This window comes from Alkalibaculum bacchi (genome assembly GCF_003317055.1).
GTDB classification, from domain to species: domain Bacteria; phylum Bacillota; class Clostridia; order Eubacteriales; family Alkalibacteraceae; genus Alkalibaculum; species Alkalibaculum bacchi.
On record NZ_QNRX01000007.1, the window covers coordinates 110,935 to 128,513 of the forward strand.

A 17,579-nucleotide genomic window follows, 5' to 3' on the forward strand; every position below is an offset into this window, starting at 1 on the left:
GTTTTTAAGGTGGTAAGGTGGTCAGCTTTAAGGTGGTCAGCAAAACCTAAGCTCGCCTTTCTCTTAGGCGAGGTAAGCGCTACTGGGGTCTTCTTTTAGGGTCTAAGATCCTTCGCTTTGCTCAGGATGACTGGGCAGTAGCGAGGGTCTAAAAACAGCCACTAGCTACTAGCATTCAATACTTTGTTAATTGCAATAGCATTATGCTTTTGCTGACCACCTGACCACCCGACTACCTGACCACCTTTCAATACTAGTATTGCCTTACAAATTACAACAACAACAAATTCGGATCCTCTAGCAAATCCTTCAAGTATTGCAAGAACTGCGCTCCTACTAATCCGTCCATTACTCTGTGGTCTAGGGTAATGCTCATGTTCATTACTTCTCTTATTTGAGGAGCATCATTTATAATTCTCATTCTCTTAACTGTTACCCCTACGCTTAAGATGGCGCTATTGGGTTGGTTGATGATGGAATTAAAGCTAATGGTGTCGTACATTCCTAAATTGCTGATAGTAAAAGTGCTTCCGCTTAATTCATCTGGAGTAATCTTGCTAGACAGGGTTCTTTTTACGATATCTGTTCTACTAGACACAATCTCTTTTAAAGTCATTTTATTTGTTCCCTTTATCACTGGAACAAGCAGTCCATTTTCTAAGCCTACTGCTATACCCATATTTACATAGTCATTGACTCGAATTCCTTCCTCTACAAGAGTAGAGTTGACTATTGGATATTTCATTAAGGCTTTTGAAGTAGCCATAATAAGCAAATCTGTTACAGTAATTTTCTTATCTATTTCTTCTTGGATAATTGGTTTTAGCTTAGCTCTTAGGGCATTGATATGCGTCATATCTACTTCAGTTTGAAGGGTTACAGGAGCACTCTTTTCTAGGCTTTCTTTCATCCTTTGAGCGATGATTTTTCGAAGCCCAACCATAGGAATGATATTAGAAGCTTTTTCTTTTGCTTTAGAAGGTGCTAAAACTTTCTTTTGCCCTGTTGCTTCTGTAGGAGCAAGACTAAGATCGTCTTTTGTAATCTTTCCGCCAACGCCAGTACCTTTTATTGTAGATAAATCGATATTTTCCACTTCTGCCATTTTAGTAGCAAGTGGTGTTGCTTTGATGATATCAAATTCTTCTACATCTACCTTTTGAACTCTGCCAAAAGGTCCACTTCCTGGTATGTCTTCTACAAGAAGGTTTCTATCTTTTGCAATTTTTCGAGCAGCAGGTGTGGCACGAACTTTGCCTACAGGAATTGAAGAATTCGATGTGGCTTTTTCTTCTTTAACAGTTTCTTCAATGGTTTCTACCTCTTTTACTTCCATGCTTGGTGTTGCCTCACCTGATGGCGCTTTTTCACCAGCTTCACCGATATATCCGATTACTGTAAATACTGGAAGAACATCTCCCTCATTCGCGCGAATATCGATTAAAGTACCAGACACCTCTGCTTCTACTTCCATATTTACTTTGTCTGTGAGGATTTCTAATAGTGGTTCACCAGTCTCTACAGTTTCACCTACGTTTTTTAGCCACTTAATGACTGTTCCTTCTTCCATATCCATGCCTGCTTTAGGCATAATGATTTCCGTTGCCATTTTGACACCTCCCTATCGATTCATTACTTTATAGATTGCTTCTTTAATTTCATCTTTCTTTGGTACAACAGCTGCTTCTAAATTTCTATTGTATGGAGTTGGTACGTCTAAGCCGCCTAATCTCATAACTGGAGCATCTAAATAGTCAAAAGCTTCACTTTCAGCGATTCTTGCAGCAATTTCTCCACCAACGCCACCAGTCTTGCAAGCTTCATGAACGACAATAGCCCTACCTGTTTTCTTTACAGATTCTATTATGGTATCTATGTCCATAGGATATAAAGTAATTGGATCTACTACTTCTACGCTGATGCCTTCTTTTTCTACTTCTTCAGCAATATCTAATACCTTTTGTAAAGTAGTACCCCAAGAAACGATTGTTACATCCCTACCTTCTCTTTTTACAAAAGATTTTCCAATAGGAACGATATAATCTTCATCTACTGGCACTTCTCCCTTTACTTTGTATAAGAGCTTATGTTCAACAAAACAAACTGGATTATCATCACGAATAGCTGCTTTCATAAGGCCTTTTGCCTCTGCAGGAGTAGAAGGAGTTACCACCTTAAGCCCTGGTACATGACATAACCAAGCCTCTAAACTTTGGGTATGTTGAGCAGCTGCCCCTGTACCTGAACCAGAAGGAAGTCTTAATACCATAGGAACTTTTGCTTTTCCACCGAACATGTATCTCATCTTTGCCGCTTGATTAACTAACGCATCCATACCAATAGTAATAAAATCCATAAACATCATTTCTGTAATAGGTCTTAATCCTGTTGCTGCTGCCCCAGCTGCTGCTCCTACGATAACTGCTTCAGATATTGGCGTATCTCTTACTCTTTCTTCTCCAAATTCTTCAAGCATGCCAACAGATACACCAAAAGCTCCTCCGTAAAGACCTACATCTTCTCCGAAGAATATAACATTTTCATCTCGTCTCATTTCTTCGCTCATACCTAAACGGATGGCGTCCTTATAAGTCATTTCTTTCATTTCCATATTTATATCCTCCCTATGCGTATACATCTTCTAATACCGTTTCAATTGCTGGTTCAGGTGAATTTATAGCAAATTCTACAGAATCATCTAAGGCCTTTTGGGCTCTCGCTTCTATTTCATCTGCTTCTGTTTCGGTAACGATATTGTTTTCGATCATATACTTTCTAAGTCTTTTTATTGGATCTTTTTGTTTCCATTCGTTTACTTCTTCTTTCGTACGGTAAGCCTGAGCATCGCTCTTAGAGTGTCCTAACCATCTGTAGGTTTTACTTTCTATTAATACTGGTCCTCTTCCGCTTCTACAGTATTCAGTAGCTTTTTGCACTGTTTCATATACTTCTATAGCATCATTGCCATCTACGATAATTCCTGGCATTCCATAAGATTTTGCTCTTTCAGCAATGTCTTTAATATTCATATGTTTTTCAATTGGTGTAGACATGCCATATAGATTGTTTTCTACAAAGAAAATCACTGGAAGTTTCCAGACAGATGCTAAATTTAAAGATTCGTGAAAACTTCCTTCATTTGTTGCACCATCTCCACTAAAACAAAGGACGACCTTTCCAGTTTTCTTATATTGTTGTGTAAGAGCAGCACCTACAGAAATACTGTATCCCCCACCTACGATACCATTTGCACCTAGATTACCGTTTTCAACATCGGCAATATGCATAGAGCCGCCCTTTCCTTTACAATAACCTGTTGCTTTTCCTAATAATTCTGCTTGTATTCTATTTAAATCTAGACCAAATCCAATTACTTGTGAATGTCCTCTATGAGTTGCAGAAACTAAGTCTCCTTTTTCTAAAGCCATACAAGATGCTACACCAGATGCTTCTTCTCCTACGGATAAATGTGTCGTACCGTGTACCATACCTCTTGAGAAAAACCATGCAACTTTTTCTTCAAATAGCCTAGCCTCATTCATTCTTAAATACATTTCTACTAAAGTTTCTTTCGTTATAGCCATTTTTTTACCTCCCGGTATTTATTATTTTTTCATTAATGCAGTGGCGGTTTCACTATCTGTAACGAGTACATCTACAAAACCACCTCTGATGCCACCAAAAATTGCATCTACTTTTTCTTTTGTCCCAGATACGCAGATTTTTAAAGGTATCTCCTTTAAAGGCTCTAATTCAGGACATAGCAATCTATCATAAAAAGGCGCTTCGATGATATTTCCATCTATGTCAAAATACCTAAAAACAAAATTTCCAACGGCTTTTTTTTCTAATAGATACTGTAAATCCTCTTCTGTTAGCGCCCCTTCTACAAAAGGTGAAATGTTATTACCTAAGCTTCCAATGCTGACTATTGCAATGGTACAAGTTTTTGCCATATTAAAAATATTACTTATAGTTGATTCATGAAGTAAAACTTGTTTTGTCGCAATATTGTCTACAACAAGAGGATTATTCATTAAATAAGGCTTTGCTCCTAATTTTAATGAGATTTCTCGAGTAATTTCGCCTGATTGTTTAGAAAGCTCTCCATTAAAAAAGTGCCCATATGGAAAAACCCCTCCTGCCAATTGAACCATAGATAGATTTAAATTAGATCTTTCCTTTACAATGTGTTGGGATACATAGGTCAAGGTTCGGCCCCAAGCGATGCCAATAATATCATCGTGTTTGAGAATCCGGTCAAGATACTCCGCACCTGCTCGTCCAATATTATCTAAGGTCATATGATTGTTCTCTTCTGTAGAAACCACTACTACTTCCTTTAGATTAAACTTTTCTTCAAGTCCTTGTTCTAAAGCCAAATAAGAGTCTAAAGAATCATCAATATGAATGGTTACAATGCCTTCAGGAATCAATCTTTGAATTAATCTACTGATCTTTTGCCTCGATAAGGACATCCTCTTAGCGATTTCCTCTTGAGTTAGCCCGTCATTGTAATAGTATTTTGCTATTTTAATTAATTGTCTTTTTACATCGTCTTTCAATACAACACCTCTGTCGAGCATATGCCCATTAATTGAGATTTTGTGCACATTTATAATATCATTATTATTTTTCCATTTCAATAAATTTATGAGAATAATTTCATGTTATATAAGAAAAGCTCCTAGAGCGTTCTAGAAGCCTCGACATTTAAATTAACCGATGATTGTCTCTTGTAATTCTCTTAATTTGTAGATTAAGGTAGATTTATCTAATTCGATGTCGTCATAAGTAATTACTTCGCCTGGTTTTTTTGGTGTCAATAATTTTGTCTTCTTTGTGATTAACCCTAGTGGTACAGCTTTTTCTGCTTTTGCTATATCATATTTTTCAAAGGAACCATATACTGTGTATCCACCAATGCCGTCTAGCATATCTCCAGCTTGTAAGTCTTTTTTAGCTAATGTGATTGTTTCAGCACTTGGCGCTCCTGGTAATGGAACAATACTTGGTTCATTGTAAATTACTGCTCTTGCGGCAGTTAAAGGAGTTTCTAAACTGCATAAGTGATATGGTCTAAACAATACGTAATTTGGTCCTGAACCCATGCTTAAGTATTGCATTTCGTGGTGAATTTGTGGAAGATCAGTAGTGATGATTACGAATACGCCTGGTGCAACCCCGTTTACGTAATCGACGATCTTAGTGTTATTTAGGATTCCACCATTTTCTTTTAATTGGAAAAGACCAGGTAATTCATTTACAGAAGCACAAACCGCATGTCCTCCCCTTACATCAGGTAAAAAACCAGTTGCATTTGCCATTGCAGTCATTTCTACCATTGTCTTTGTTCCGTCTTTAAATGCTGTTAACATTTTTGGGCTAACGCCTGATTTTATAGCTTGTTCATAAACTGTATCTGGATTGCATCCTAATACTACTGGATTATTTTTTCCTTTACCAATAGCTACAATATCCATTCCCATTGCATCTGCAAAATCGTAAATTTCTTTTACAGCGCCTGGTTCATCACCTGCAGAACCTGAGTAAATAACGCCTGCATTGTCTGCTAATTTCTTAAGGATTGGTCCAATAACTACGTCCGTTTCTACGTTTAACATGACGATGTGCTTTTTATTCATAATAGAATCGATTGCTACTTTTGCTCCAACATCAGGTACACCTGTTGCATCAACCACTACATCTACTAAGTTACATTGTGCAGGAATATCAGAATCAGGGCATGCTACGAATTTTCCTTGCTCTATAGCTACATTGATTTCAGATAGTGTAGAGGATACGACAATATCTTCTTTTCTTATTCCAGCTAATGTATAAGCTTCTACTGCGTTGTCTACGTTAACGTCAACTACTATGGCTGGTGTCATACCTTTCATGCTCATTACTTGGCTTACCATACCTTTTCCCATTTGACCTGCACCAACAAGACCTAATTTAATGATTTTTCCGTTTTCTTGTAATTGTTTTAATTTTGTGTTTAAGTTTAACATTGTGCGCCTCCGTTTATATTAAAATTTTAAAATTGGGCATTTGCTCATGTGTTGTTATTTTGCTCATACTTATATTAACACGACCGTTTCTTTTTTGCAATGGTTTACTTCTATTATTTAAAATTTAACAGGATCAGGTGGTCAGGTGGTCAGGTGGTCAGGTGGTCAGGAAAACCAAACTCGCCTTAAGGCGAGGGGGTTTTCCTTTCAGCTTTCAGCTTTTAAGATTTCCCCGTCCTACCGTCCAACCTTTCCGTAGATAGAAAAACCCCCCTAAAATCTCTATTTCGATTTCAGAGGGTTTTTCTAGCTTAGAAACTTATGCATTTCTGTATTTATTTTCGATTTCGATCATTTTCTCTACTTTTGGAGTGGAGCTACCATCTACGAATTGAGATTCTAACCAAGCGTTGATTACTGTTTTTGCGCTTTCTGGTCCAATTACTCTTTGACCCATAGTGATGATTTGGCAATTATTGCTCTTTATCGATCTTTCTGCTGAAAACACATCATGAGCTACTGTAGCACGGATGCCTGGGATTTTGTTTGCTGTAATAGCCATACCAATTCCAGTACCACAAACGATGATTCCTCTTTCGTTTTTACCTTCTGCTATAGAATTCGCTACTTTTTCTGCAATCAAAGGATACAGTACGCTTTCTCCTTTTTCTAGACCAAAGTCTTCTACTTCGTGTCCTTTGGATTGTACAAATTCCTTTAATATATTTTTTAATTCAACTCCTGCTTCATCGCAACCAATTGCTATTTTCATAATATATCCTCCTAATTTTATTCTTACTTTTATCTCTTAATAAACAATTACATATTAAAATGATTTAAGACATAATCTGCTGCTTCGTCTAATAGGTTTAGACGATCTAAAAGCATAAATACCGTGTAGCGTTGTCTAATATAACCAGCCTTAAGGACAATCTCTCTAAGTAAATCTCCATCTAAATCATAATCTCTAGGATCCGTTGATAATTTAATTGTCTTAAGCAGTCCTTCTACTTCTTCAATGGTTGGCAAATACCTTCTAACATCTTTTTCTACTTCTTTGTAATTTTCAACTTGTTTAAAAGCATCATGTTTAAATAAAAATTCATATAATACTGTAGCAATTAATGTACCGATTGCAACGGTCCTTCCATGAGATGGAGGTAATTCACCTTTCTCAATTGCTCTCATAACCATGTAGTGAGATACTAAATGTTCTGAACCAGATGCTGGTCTTGTATCATCTACAAGAGACATACACACACCTGAGAGCACTAGTGCATCTACAAGATTTTTAATAGCTTCTGTATCTCTTTCTGCGATTTTTTCTGCGTTTTCAATACAAATATTAGTAGATTCTTCTACTAACGCTACTGTTTTGTCACACCAGTATTCATCGTTAATGTGTTTTGATAAAATCCAATCTGCTAAAGCTGTTTTTTTTCCGATGCTATCTCCAAAACCTGCTTGGATTAAATCGTATGGAGCTTCTTTGATGACGTCAACTTTTCCGTATATTGCTGTTACTGTTCCATTTTTTATTGTCTTTTTAACGCCATTATATACCATGGATGAACCAGACGCTGCGTATCCATCCATCGAAGGTGCTGTGGCAATTGTAATCACAGGAATTTTCACTCTATTGGCTACAAGGCGGTTAATATCGTTGATGGTACCTGAACCTACAGAGATAATACCTGCAATATCTCGATCTGTAGTCATTAGAACTTTACCTACTGCTTTTTCATCTGGAATTAACTTTTTATCTTCAAATTCTAAAAGAGAAACATCGTAGTCTGTTGCCTGCATAATTTCGTAAATTCTTTGGTTTAAATCATGAGTATGTTTATCTGCAACGATTAAGATATTTTTTCCTTGAATATGTTTTTTACTAATTTCTAAAATATCTTCTTCCTTAAAATCAAAACTTATATCTTTGATTGGAACCCTATGTGTTCTTCCACAAGCGCACTCTATATCCTTATTTAATAATTCACTGTAATCCGTCATCTTTTCGTCTCCTTTATAATTGATTTATAATGTACTTTACAGAATCAAATATATGATTTGCATTGATCGGTGATTTTTCATAGTCTTCCATAGAGGTTTCTCCTGATAATACTAAAATCGATTGAATTCCTAAGTCTTCACCCATTTTTATATCCGTATATAGACGATCACCAACCATAGCTAATTCACTTTTATCAAAATTGTATATATCTACAATGGAATCTAGCATAGGTTGATTTGGTTTTCCAATAACGATAGGCTCTTTTCCAGTAGACGCTTTAATAAACGCAATCATTGCTCCTACATCAGGCATTACTTTCTCATCTGCAAGAGGACAATTAAAATCAGGATGAGTTGCAAAATAAGGTACTTCTCTTACATAATCACATGCTGCCCATAATTTATCATAGGTTAATGTCGTATCAAAGCCTAATACAACACAGTCTACCTCTGCATTTTTCTCGGATACTACTTCAAATCCTGCCTTTACAAAAGAGCGAATAAGGGCTTCTGTACCAAGTAAAAAGATTTTCTTAAAATTTGTATTCTTCTTCAAGTAATAAATCGTAGCATCTCCGGAAGAGAAAACATCGTCTTCTTCAGCGGATATCCCTAGCCCATTTAATTTATCTACATAAGCTTGCTTATCCTTAGAAGAGTTATTTGTCAAAAATAAATACTTCTTTCCATTATCCCTTAATGCTTGTAAAAACTCTTTTGCTCCATCAATCAATTGATCTCCTAAATAAATAGTACCATCCATGTCGAGCAAATAACAATTAATGTCCTTAATAGAATTCATATATCCTCCTAAAATGTGTGTATTTAATATGTGGTTTTATTCTGGGATAAAATAAAACAAAGCACAAATAGCAATTCATTGTGATGAATTTACTACTGTGCTTTCTCCCATTCTCTGCAACTATTAACTTAAGCTTATTTTAGCATGTATAAATAATAGAGTCAATAGATTTGAAAGAAAATTCATCATATGAAATAAATTTAACTTTTAATTAATATTGTTTATAAGATTGTGTTTGTGTAATGAAAAAGGCACCTTATTCAATAGCAATAGAAAATAGTTATATCAATGAATTTTTGAAAAAACTATTTTAATTATATGTAATGAACGAAAGTACCCCATCTATTCTGTAATTAGTATTTACATTTTATTGAATTGTTATATATTTACCTACTTCAAATGTAGGATTTTTTTCGCCTTTTAAGTGTATGGTTCCTGGTAATGATGGAGTATCTGCGCCATCAAATTTTAAACTGCAATGTCCCATTTTTTTTAGTGTATGGAGAGCTTCGTCTCCTACTGCTGTTACTACGTATTCTTCATCACATATTGTCACTTGATCTCCTACTGCCACGTCCCCTGTCAATTCACTAATTTCGTGTAATACTGAAATTTCTGCTAATTCTGCTGGTGCATTGTCATTAAATAATATGATCATGTTCTCACTTAAAAAATCTAAAGCGATATCACCTATGCCCGTAATTTTTACATTGTATTTCATTTTTTCCTCCTAGATATTTGCTATATTAATTAATAATAAGGCTATAGAGCTCCCTTTAAAAGAAACTCTATAGCTAATTTAAAATGAACTATGCTTAGAATAATCCAAAACTTGCAAAGTAAGCAATTACTACTGCCAATGGTCCTGTGATTACTCTAGAGAATAATATTGCAGGAACACCAATTTCAACTGTTTCTGGCTCAGCATCCCCAAGACTTAAACCTACTGGTATAAAGTCACAACCTACTTGTGGGTTGATAGCAAACAATGCTGGTAATGCGTAGCTTGGTGGGATATTTCCTTTACCGATTTCAACACCAACAAATACTCCTACTACTTGAGCAATTACCGCACCAGGTCCTAGTATTGGTGACAAGAAAGGCAATGCACAGACAATACATATTATTAGTAATCCTGGTAATGAACTAGCAATTGGTGCTAAGAAATTTGCGATTACATTTCCTAAGCCTGAAGCATTGATAATACCTACAAGCATGGATACAAAAGCCATAAATGGCAAGATATTATTCATAACCATTTGAATTGTTTGACGACCTGCAGCAAAGAACTTACCTGTTACACCACCAATAGCTTTACCCATTCTTGCAATAGCATTTCCTTTTTTCTCTGATTGATCATTTTTTGGTGCTGCTTTTGGCTCTTCTTTTGAAGCAGGAGTCTTTTGTGCCACTACAGCATCTCCATCAGCTAAAGCTACATTTTCTACTTTTACCCCTGATACATAAATTTCTGGTTGAATATATTGAGCAAGAGGACCAGATTGACCTACTGGAGTAAGGTTCACAGTGAAAACACCTTTTTTAGGATATACTCCACATCGAGCTGTACCGCCACAATCTACTACGGCTACAAAAATCTCTTCGTCTGGCACGCTAGTAGCGAAGCCATCGACGGTTGTACAACCTGATAACTCAGCAATTTTTTTAGATACTGGATCAATTCCACCACCTGTTACAGATACTACCTTGTTTTTCTTTTCATCTGGTTTAATAATTAAGGGACCTCCCCAGCCACCTTTACCTTTTTCTATTTTAATAGCGTTATAAGTCATATTATTCAACCCCTTTTTTAGACATCATATTGAAGATTCTCTCAGTAACCATTCCACGGATAAAGATGACCACTACACCTACTAAAAAGTACCGAACTGCTAGTTCAGTAGTAGACAGACCTAATTGTTCAACACCTTGAGATATTCCTAACCAAACGAATAATTCTGCACCATTAGCATGTGGGAATAATCCTGTTATCGGATGACAAAATGAAATACATGCATCAAAGAAAGGTACTTTTAATTTTTCAGGTAAGAATTTTCCGAATGAATATGCCATTGGGTTTGTTAAGAAAAACATAGCAAGTATTGGGAATATGGTGTATCTTGTGATTGAATATTTTGTAAACTTCAATGCAAAATTTTGCACCTTGTCTTCACCAATAAGCATAATAAGTGAATTTACGAATGTTATAAGTACAATAAGTGTAGGAAGGATGCCTGTTACCATTCCCATGAAACTTTCCCCACCAGCGTTAAATAACCCGATGAAGCCTTCTGCTGCTCTAGATAAAAACTCCATAAAACTCTCCCCTTTGTTTTTTAATATATATACAAAGAATAAAATAAATCTATTCTTTATTATATCTATATGAAGATTTTTTTTATTCAGAATCCTTGTCTTCATAATCTTGTGAAATGCTCTTATTCATAGCTTCTATTCCCTTACTTATAGCCTTGACCATTTGCTTATCTTTCACTGCATGAAGCCATTGATCGCTTTCAAAGATATTTTTGCCTATTAAATCATCAACTCTTCTAAATCGATGAAATACAGTAATACCTGTCATAGATTTCGCTTCATTGATGAATCCATCGTCATCAACTGCCATTAAGACAATACTGCCAGCCTTAATTTTTCCTCTTGTCTGACCTATAAAGAGTCTTCCCTTCTTTCGAATTTCAGACACATTATTTCGATAGTCTTTTACTTGAAAGTAAGTTAAAAGTCCTTGAATAACAATTGCTCCTACAATAATCAATCCATATTTAAAATACATATCGTCACCCTTCTATGAGAAGTTTTGCTGTCTCAATATCAGTAACCAACACATCAGCTAAACGGGCCTTGAGTACACTTTTAATAGCCTTTACCTTGCCTTCATATCCAGCTACGACAACTTTTAGCGGTGTGTTACGCAAATCTTCAAGCTCAATGCCTATAACTCTCTTATTTGATTCAAAAACATCTCCAGAACCAGACTCATCGATGAAGATATTGCAAATGTCAGCTACAGCTCCTAAACTTTCCATATCTACCATCTCGTTTTCAGAGAGATACTCTGCTGTGATGGAAACCGTTGATTTTGAATTAGATGAGCCTACGCCAAAGATAGCTACATCTAATTTTTTGGTCAAAGATAAAACGGATTTAATACCTGGATCTTCTATAAATGTGTTCCTACTTTCTGCTTTTTCAACCATTGCTGGTGCATATAATATCTTATAATTCCCTTTAAAGGCTTTTGCCATATGTAGTGCTACATTGTTTGAATGAATTTCGGCATTGATCTGACCATTGCCGCCTGCCATGGGAACAAAGGTTAAATTATTGTTGCGATTGATTTCAACATAATTTGGTATTGCCGCTAGTGTAGTCCCATTACTTACTCCAATTATGGAGTTCGGTGTCAAAACCCTTTGTAGATACTTTGCTGCTTCTCGAGCGATGCTTTTCTTGATTTCCATCTCAGATTCGCTATTAGAATCGCAAATAATTACTTCTAGTAAATCGTATTCATCTTCAAGATCTTTTTCAATATTGATCAATTTCTTTGAATATTGATCTCTTACAGTAATTTGGACAATACCCATTTCAACAGCTATCTTTAATAGTCTTGAAACCGTCGCTTTTGATATACCAAGTTTTTGACCAATTTCGTCTTGTTTCATATTTTCTTCATGATACATTTTTGCGCATCTGACAATTAGTCTTACATCTTTATTAGAGGACATATAAACCATCCTTGAAATTTATTTCTTGCTTCGATTTTTATTTCGTGAACTCATTATATTTACAATGTAATCGTTTGTCAATGAATTTTTCGACAAATTTCACAGAATTTTTTTTAATCTATACGAAGCTCAAAAATGAATTTTTTATAATTCTATGCACTCTGAAATTTATTTCATAGTTTAATATTCATTTCATGAACTCATTATATTCTGAGTGTAATCGTTTGTCAATGATTATTTTTCTAAAAAGTTTAAACTTTGACATTTTTATAACTTTTCATTTCTAGATGTCGTTTGACAATAGTTGAACATTAATCAAGAAAGTGCCTGTGGTGCTTTAATCGCTAGTCATTAGTCTTTAGTCACTAGCATTTGGGTATTCCTTTTGGGTCAAGATCTTTCGCTTGCGCTCAAGATAATCAGGTGAAAAGAATTGTTACCACCAGCCATTAGAGCTCTAGCACCTTCGGTGGCTTTTAGGTTTTGCTTACCACCTTTATGCTGATCATCTTAATAAAAAAACCTATAGCCAGATACAATATCTAAGCTACAGGTTTCATTGTTATTATATTCTCATATCACCGAGGAAAATCTTCGTTTAAAACGAGTTTCTTTTTTCTGGATTCATCAGTTGCTTCATTTGTTACATTCTCTTCTTTTAGTGCATTTTTCTTATCTAGATTTCTAAAGGCAACAGATAACATTAATTTAATTCTATTTAATTGATTCACTTCACTTGCACCTGGGTCATAGTCGATAGCTGCAATATTGGCTATAGGGTACTTTTCTCTAATAGGCTTAATCATGCCTTTACCCATTACGTGATTTGGTAAACAGGCAAATGGCTGTACGCATACGATGTTTTCTACGCCATCTTCGATTAATTCCATCATTTCTGCAGTTAAGAACCAACCTTCTCCGCCTTGGTTTCCAAGAGAAATCAGTTCTTCAGCTTTCCGAGCTTTTTTATCGATAGTTGATGGTGGATTAAATCTACTACTGTCTTTTAGAGCTTCCTTCATGGATTTTCGGTACCATTCTATGAGTTTAATGCCCTTCAAACTATTACCCATTGATTTTTTTGTACCTGCTAGTTTCTCATATTTAAACACATTATTATAAGCACAGTATAATATAAAGTCTATAATATCAGGAACGACTACTTGAGCGCCTTCATCTTCTAAAACTTGAACGAGATTATTGTTCGCTGTTGGATGATATTTTACGAGGATCTCCCCTACTACAGCAACTTTTGGCTTTTCTATATTTAATAAAGGTAACGCATCAAAATCCTCAACAATCTTCTTTATATTGCGCTTAAATGCAAATAGATTTCCTGATCGGGTATTCTCTTTTGCTTTAGTTCTCCAAGAGTCGTACAATCTTTCTGCAGAGCCCTTTTCTTTTTCATAAGGCCTTGTAGCATATAAAACTCTTTGGAACAAATCTCCATACACTGCTGCCATCATTCCACGATTGATTAAGGGAAGGGTAATCTTAAATCCAGGATTGCTCTCTAAGCCAACTAGATTAGCAGATATAACAGGAATGTGTTCCATATCCATATCCTTTAAGGCCTTTCGGATAAAGGCTACATAGTTTGAAGCTCTACAAGGACCTCCCGTTTGACTCATGACAAAACTAATATTATTTACATCATATTTGCCTGATTTTACAGCAGCAATTAATTGACCCACTGCTATAATGGAAGGATAACAAGCATCGTTGTTGACATATTTTAAGCCTTCATCAATAGCATTATAATCTACACTTGGCAACACTTCTACACGATATCCTGAAGGTTCCATAGCATCGTTAATAAAGTCAAAATGAATAGGTGACATTTGAGGAACCAATAAAGTATGGGTTTTTTTCATTTCCTTTGTAAAGGAAACTCTCTTATATTCCACATCTGTACTAGATTTTGGATATTGTAACTCCTCTTTATCCTCTAAGGCAGCTTTTAAAGATCTCAAGCGAATCTTAACAGCACCTAAATTGCTTACCTCGTCAATCTTAATAAGAGTGTAAATTTTTCCTGCTTCATTTAAAATCTCGTGAACTTGATCTGTCGTTACAGCGTCTAATCCACAGCCAAAAGAGGTAAGCTGCACTAACTCAATATTTGATTGTTTTGCCACAAAGTTTGCCGCAGTATACAATCTAGAGTGATATTTCCATTGATCAAGAACCCGAAGAGGTCGTTTTACTTCTCCTAAATGAGATACGCCTTCTTCACATAAGACTGCCATGCCTAATTCTGTAATGACATTTGGCAAACCATGGTTAATTTCAGGATCAATATGATAAGGTCTACCACTTAAGACAATACCCGTCATGTCATTCTCTTCAATATAAGTTAGTATTTCCTCAGATTTTTTACGGACATCTTCTTTATAGACATCTTTTTCTTTCCACCCTAAATCACAGGCCTTTCGGATTTCTTCCTCGCCTATACCCAAAGGCGCAAACTCTTCTATAAGCCTTTCTACTAATCGATTGTAATCATTTAGCGGCAAAAATGGATTCATGTAATTGATATTCTTTTCCTTAAGAGCATCTACATTGTACTTAATGGTCTCAGGATAAGACATGACGATTGGACAATTGTAACAATTATCTGCTCCATTAATATCGTCTTCTTCGTAGGAGATGCAAGGGTAAAAGATAAAATCAATATCCTTTTCAAGTAAACTCATAATATGCCCGTGTACGATTTTAGCAGGGTAACAAACGGATTCTGATGGTATGGACTCCATCCCCTTGTCATAGAGCTTTTTACTTGAACGAGGAGATAAAACCACCCTATATTTTAACTCTGTAAAAAAGCGATACCAGAAAGGATAGTTTTCATATACATTTAAAACCCTAGGAATTCCTACTTCTCCTCGAATGGCTTCACTCTTATCTAAAGGATTGTAATTAAACAGTCTCTTGTATTTATAGTCGTACATATTGGGAACCTTTTTTGTAGTTTGCTCTTGCTCGATGCCTACACCTCTTTCACAGCGATTTCCAGAGACAAAGCGCCTTCCATCAGAGAAATTATTAATGGTAAGAAGGCAATTATTACCACACTTTCCACATCTCTCTAATGTTGCATCCGTTTCAAAAGCTTGTAACTGGGCTTCATCTAAAATAGTACTTTCTATACCTTCTACGTATTTTTCCTTAGCGATTAAGGCGGCTCCAAAAGCTCCCATTATACCTGAAATATCTGGGCGAATTACGTCTCTTCCTAAAATCTTTTCAAAAGCTCGAAGTACAGCATTGGAATAAAAAGTACCGCCTTGCACTACAATACTTTTTCCTAGTTCTTCTGGATTACGAACTTTTATTACTTTTTGTATGGCATTTTTAATGACCGAGTAAGATAATCCTGCTGAAATATCTCCTACATCTGCGCCCTCTTTTTGTGCTTGCTTTACCCTAGAATTCATAAAAACAGTACAGCGAGTACCTAAATCCACAGGAGCCTTTGCCATTAATGCCTCCTGGGCAAATTCTTCTACAGATAATTTTAAGGAATGAGCAAAAGTCTCTAAGAAAGACCCACATCCCGAAGAACAGGCTTCATTTAATATAATATCGTCTATGACCCCATCTTTAATTTTCATGGCTTTCATATCCTGACCGCCAATGTCTAAGATAAAATCTACTTGTGGTAAGAAGTGCTGAGCTCCTTTAAAATGAGCCATAGTCTCAATTTCGCCTAAATCGATTCTAAGGGCTGATTTAATAAGTCCCTCACCGTAACCTGTAACAGTACTCTTGCTGATTTTAAGGTCTTTTGGCAATACCTCATACACATCTTTTAATATTACAATAGCTTGGTTTAAAGGGCTTCCTAAATTACTACTATAATAGGTGTACAAAAGCTCCCCATTATCGCCAATTAATGCCGCCTTTGATGTAGTTGAACCTGCATCAATCCCCAAAAACACATTGCCTTTATAACTACTTAAATCTGCTCTTTGCACTTTGTACTTATTGTGTTTCTCATAAAATTCTTCTAATTCTTTAGAATCCTTAAATAAAGGCTCTAGTCTTTGAACTTCTTCATGTTGAAATTCATCAATATGCTCTAATTTGCTATTTATAGTGGAGAAGGAAATCTCCTTACCTTCATCTTTAGATGATAAAGCTGCACCCATCGCAACATATAATTGGGCATTCTCTGGGTATATGACCTGTTCTTCTCTTAATTGTAAGGTTTCGATAAATCTCTCCCTAAGTTCAGATAAGAAATGTAAAGGTCCTCCCAAAAAGGCAATGTTTCCCCTAATAGGTTTGCCACATGCTAAACCACCTATTGTTTGATTAACTACTGCCTGTAGTACAGATGCAGCAATATCTTCTTTAGCTGCCCCCTCATTTAATAGAGGCTGCACATCTGTTTTTGCAAAAACACCACATCGAGATGCAATAGGATAAATCACCTTATGGTTTTTAGAAAGTTCATTTAGTCCAGATGCATCTGTTTGAAGCAACGTAGCCATTTGATCGATAAATGCACCTGTTCCACCTGCACAAGTTCCATTCATCCGCTGCTCTAAGGATTGATCAAAGTAAGTGATTTTAGCATCCTCTCCACCTAGTTCAATAGCTACATCCGTCTTGGGTATTAGCGTTTCTACAGTCTTTGTAGACGCAATAACTTCTTGTACAAAACTTATCTGCAACCAATTAGAGATAGAAAGTCCTGCAGAACCAGTTACGGCTGCAGTAACATTAATGTTTCCTAACTCTTCATAGGCCTCGTTAATGATTCCTTTAAAGGTTGTTTGTATATTGGATAAATGTCTCTTGTATTTGCTATAGACAATATTTAATTCTTCATCAAAAATCACTAGTTTTATAGTAGTTGAGCCAACGTCTAAACCTAGATGATAACATCTATTTTTATTTATCAAAAAATGATTCTCCTTTCGCCGAACTAGCTATGTATTATATCATAAATAAGTCGCAGATTGCCTCAGCTGCTTCGCAGCTTCGGTCGTTGGCACT

General features: G+C 35.8%; 14 protein-coding genes. All 14 read right to left on the reverse strand.

Annotation, left to right across the window (positions count from 1 at the left end; all coding sequences use genetic code 11):
* Positions 1 to 271 precede the first annotated feature (271 nt).
* Entirely contained in the window at positions 272 to 1,609 is a 1,338-nt protein-coding gene (locus DES36_RS06895; RefSeq protein ID WP_113920493.1) for a dihydrolipoamide acetyltransferase family protein, read from the reverse strand.
* A gap of 12 nt (positions 1,610 to 1,621) precedes the next feature.
* Positions 1,622 to 2,605 carry an alpha-ketoacid dehydrogenase subunit beta gene (locus DES36_RS06900; protein ID WP_341457129.1) on the reverse strand — a complete coding sequence of 328 codons (984 nt, stop codon included), beginning with the start codon at positions 2,603 to 2,605 and terminating at the stop codon, positions 1,622 to 1,624.
* 19 nt (positions 2,606 to 2,624) lie between these two features.
* Positions 2,625 to 3,584, reverse strand: a complete 960-nt coding sequence (locus DES36_RS06905; protein ID WP_113920495.1) for a thiamine pyrophosphate-dependent dehydrogenase E1 component subunit alpha — start codon at positions 3,582 to 3,584, stop codon at positions 2,625 to 2,627.
* 21 nt (positions 3,585 to 3,605) lie between these two features.
* Entirely contained in the window at positions 3,606 to 4,646 is a 1,041-nt protein-coding gene (locus tag DES36_RS06910) for a sugar-binding transcriptional regulator (RefSeq protein WP_148581879.1), read from the reverse strand.
* A 72-nt stretch (positions 4,647 to 4,718) separates the two neighbouring features.
* Positions 4,719 to 6,014 (reverse strand): NAD(P)H-dependent oxidoreductase, encoded by a 1,296-nt coding sequence (locus DES36_RS06915; protein WP_113920497.1) that lies wholly within the window; start codon positions 6,012 to 6,014, stop codon positions 4,719 to 4,721.
* A gap of 319 nt (positions 6,015 to 6,333) precedes the next feature.
* Entirely contained in the window at positions 6,334 to 6,786 is a 453-nt protein-coding gene (gene rpiB, locus DES36_RS06920; protein ID WP_113920498.1) for a ribose 5-phosphate isomerase B, read from the reverse strand.
* Between the two features lie 47 nt (positions 6,787 to 6,833).
* Positions 6,834 to 8,021 carry a sn-glycerol-1-phosphate dehydrogenase gene (locus DES36_RS06925; RefSeq protein ID WP_113920499.1) on the reverse strand — a complete coding sequence of 396 codons (1,188 nt, stop codon included), beginning with the start codon at positions 8,019 to 8,021 and terminating at the stop codon, positions 6,834 to 6,836.
* Positions 8,022 to 8,034: 13 nt separating this feature from the next.
* Complete coding sequence (locus DES36_RS06930) at positions 8,035 to 8,823, reverse strand: HAD-IIA family hydrolase (protein ID WP_113920500.1); 789 nt, start codon at positions 8,821 to 8,823, stop codon at positions 8,035 to 8,037.
* 367 nt (positions 8,824 to 9,190) lie between these two features.
* On the reverse strand, positions 9,191 to 9,544 hold the full coding sequence (locus DES36_RS06935) for a PTS glucitol/sorbitol transporter subunit IIA (protein WP_113920501.1): 354 nt from the start codon (positions 9,542 to 9,544) through the stop codon (positions 9,191 to 9,193).
* A 94-nt stretch (positions 9,545 to 9,638) separates the two neighbouring features.
* The gene (srlE, locus tag DES36_RS06940) at positions 9,639 to 10,616 is read right to left on the reverse strand and encodes a PTS glucitol/sorbitol transporter subunit IIB (RefSeq protein WP_113920502.1); all 978 of its coding nucleotides are present in this window, start codon (positions 10,614 to 10,616) and stop codon (positions 9,639 to 9,641) included.
* 1 nt (position 10,617) lies between these two features.
* A complete protein-coding gene (gene srlA, locus DES36_RS06945) occupies positions 10,618 to 11,139 on the reverse strand; it encodes a PTS glucitol/sorbitol transporter subunit IIC (RefSeq protein ID WP_113920503.1) in 522 nt (173 codons plus the stop codon).
* A gap of 82 nt (positions 11,140 to 11,221) precedes the next feature.
* Positions 11,222 to 11,617: a transcriptional regulator GutM gene (locus tag DES36_RS06950; RefSeq protein ID WP_113920504.1), complete on the reverse strand. Its 396-nt coding sequence runs from the start codon at positions 11,615 to 11,617 to the stop codon at positions 11,222 to 11,224.
* Positions 11,618 to 11,621: 4 nt separating this feature from the next.
* Entirely contained in the window at positions 11,622 to 12,572 is a 951-nt protein-coding gene (locus DES36_RS06955) for a sugar-binding transcriptional regulator (protein ID WP_170128220.1), read from the reverse strand.
* Positions 12,573 to 13,150: 578 nt separating this feature from the next.
* Positions 13,151 to 17,485: a 2-hydroxyacyl-CoA dehydratase gene (locus tag DES36_RS06960; RefSeq protein ID WP_242981726.1), complete on the reverse strand. Its 4,335-nt coding sequence runs from the start codon at positions 17,483 to 17,485 to the stop codon at positions 13,151 to 13,153.
* Positions 17,486 to 17,579: the final 94 nt, after the last annotated feature.